Here is a 1,449-nt window from a genome sequence, read left to right on the forward strand (position 1 = left end):
GCCGCGCTGCGGCCGTCGACGCTGGCGGCGTATTTCCAGGTCAGGTGCGGCAGCCCGGTGCGTTGCTTGTGCAGCCACTCGCGCAGCGGGCCGCCGGTCACCTCGTCGGCCAGCACGCCGGAACGCACCGTCACGCCCGCCTGCTCGAGCCGCGCGGCCCCGCCGGCGGCCTCCGGGTTAGGGTCGGCGACGGCGTACACCACGGTGCCCACCTTCGCGTCCAGTAGGGCGTTCACGCAGGGCGGGGTTTTGCCGTAGTGGTTGCACGGCTCGAGGGTGACGACGACGGTGCCGCCGGCGGCCAGTTCGCCGGCCCGGCGCAGCGCCAGGATCTCGGCGTGATCGCCGCCGGCGGGTTCGGTGGCCCCGACGCCGACGACCTCGCCGCCGGCGTCCAGGATGACCGCCCCCACGGGCGGGTTCGGATACGTGGTCCCCTTGACGTGGTTGGACTGGTCGATCGCCAAACGCATTGCGGCGTCAAGGCCCTCGCCCGCCGGCGCCGTCATCGACGCAGGTGCGGGGAGGCGCCGGCCGCCTGGCGCCGCAACGCCGCTATCGCGGCCTCCGGATCCTCGGCGCCGTACACGGCAGACCCGGCGACGAAGCAATCGACGCCGGCTTCAGCGGCCTGCTCGATGGTGTCGGCGTTGATGCCGCCGTCGATCTCGACGAGGATCGTCAACTCCCCCGCCTCGATGAGCTTGCGCGCGGTGCGCACCTTGCTCAGCACCTCGGGGATGAAGCTCTGGCCGCCGAAACCGGGCTCCACCGACATGATGAGCAGGGTGTCGAACTGCGGCAGGATCTCCAGGTAGGGCTCCAGCGGGGTCCCCGGCTTCACGCTGATGCCCGCCTTGGCGCCGGCGGCGCGGATGTCGCGGGCCACGCCGACCGGATTCTGGGTGGCCTCGGCGTGGAAGGTGACGTTGTACGCCCCCGCCTCGGCGTAGGGAGGCGCCCAGCGGTCCGGGTCCTCGATCATCAGATGGCAGTCCATCGGGATGGTGGTGGCGGCCAGCAGGCTCTCGACCACCGGCAGCCCGAGGGTCAGGTTCGGCACGAAGTGGTTGTCCATCACGTCGACGTGCAGCCAGTCGGCGCCGGTCACGGCGGCGGCTTCGTCGGCGAGCCGGGAGAAGTCAGCGGAAAGGATCGACGGCGCGATCAAAGGTCCCGCGATGTTGCGAGGCATGAGCGCCAGACTACTGAGCCGCGCGGCCCGCTTCACATCCGGCGCGTGCCGCTCCCCCGCCTCGCGGCCGCGATAGTGTCCATCGTGTGGCGTCCCCGCTACCCCGCTTCGCGGCGCAGCGCGGCCGCGAACATCGCATCCGTGCCGTGCCGGTGCGGCCAGAGCTGGACGTGCGGCCCGTCGCCCAGGTCGGCTCCCTTGTCCATGGGCTCGAACAACGGCCGGGTGTCCAGCGCGCTCACCGGGTGGCGGCG

2 protein-coding genes and 1 pseudogene are annotated in these 1,449 nt (G+C 72.2%); all 3 read right to left on the reverse strand.

Annotated features, from left to right (window positions below):
- On the reverse strand, nucleotides 1–509 hold a 509-nt coding region (ribD, locus tag A5622_RS20565), incomplete at its 3' end, for a bifunctional diaminohydroxyphosphoribosylaminopyrimidine deaminase/5-amino-6-(5-phosphoribosylamino)uracil reductase RibD (RefSeq protein WP_066880902.1).
- Nucleotides 506–1,195 carry a ribulose-phosphate 3-epimerase gene (gene rpe / locus A5622_RS20570; RefSeq protein WP_066860151.1) on the reverse strand — a complete coding sequence of 230 codons (690 nt, stop codon included), beginning with the start codon at nucleotides 1,193–1,195 and terminating at the stop codon, nucleotides 506–508. The genes rpe and ribD, both read right to left, overlap by 4 nt.
- 98 nt (nucleotides 1,196–1,293) lie before the next feature.
- Nucleotides 1,294–1,449 (reverse strand): annotated as a pseudogene (locus tag A5622_RS28535) (rRNA cytosine-C5-methyltransferase); the annotation flags it as partial.

Origin of the sequence: Mycobacterium sp. 1245801.1, from assembly GCF_001673055.1 — a bacterium.
Classification (GTDB): domain Bacteria; phylum Actinomycetota; class Actinomycetes; order Mycobacteriales; family Mycobacteriaceae; genus Mycobacterium; species Mycobacterium europaeum_A.

Coding starts and splice junctions, on each gene's coding strand:
- rpe (WP_066860151.1), bottom strand. CDS start 1,195: ATGCCTCGCAACATCGCGGGACCTTTGATCGCGCCGTCGATCCTTTCC.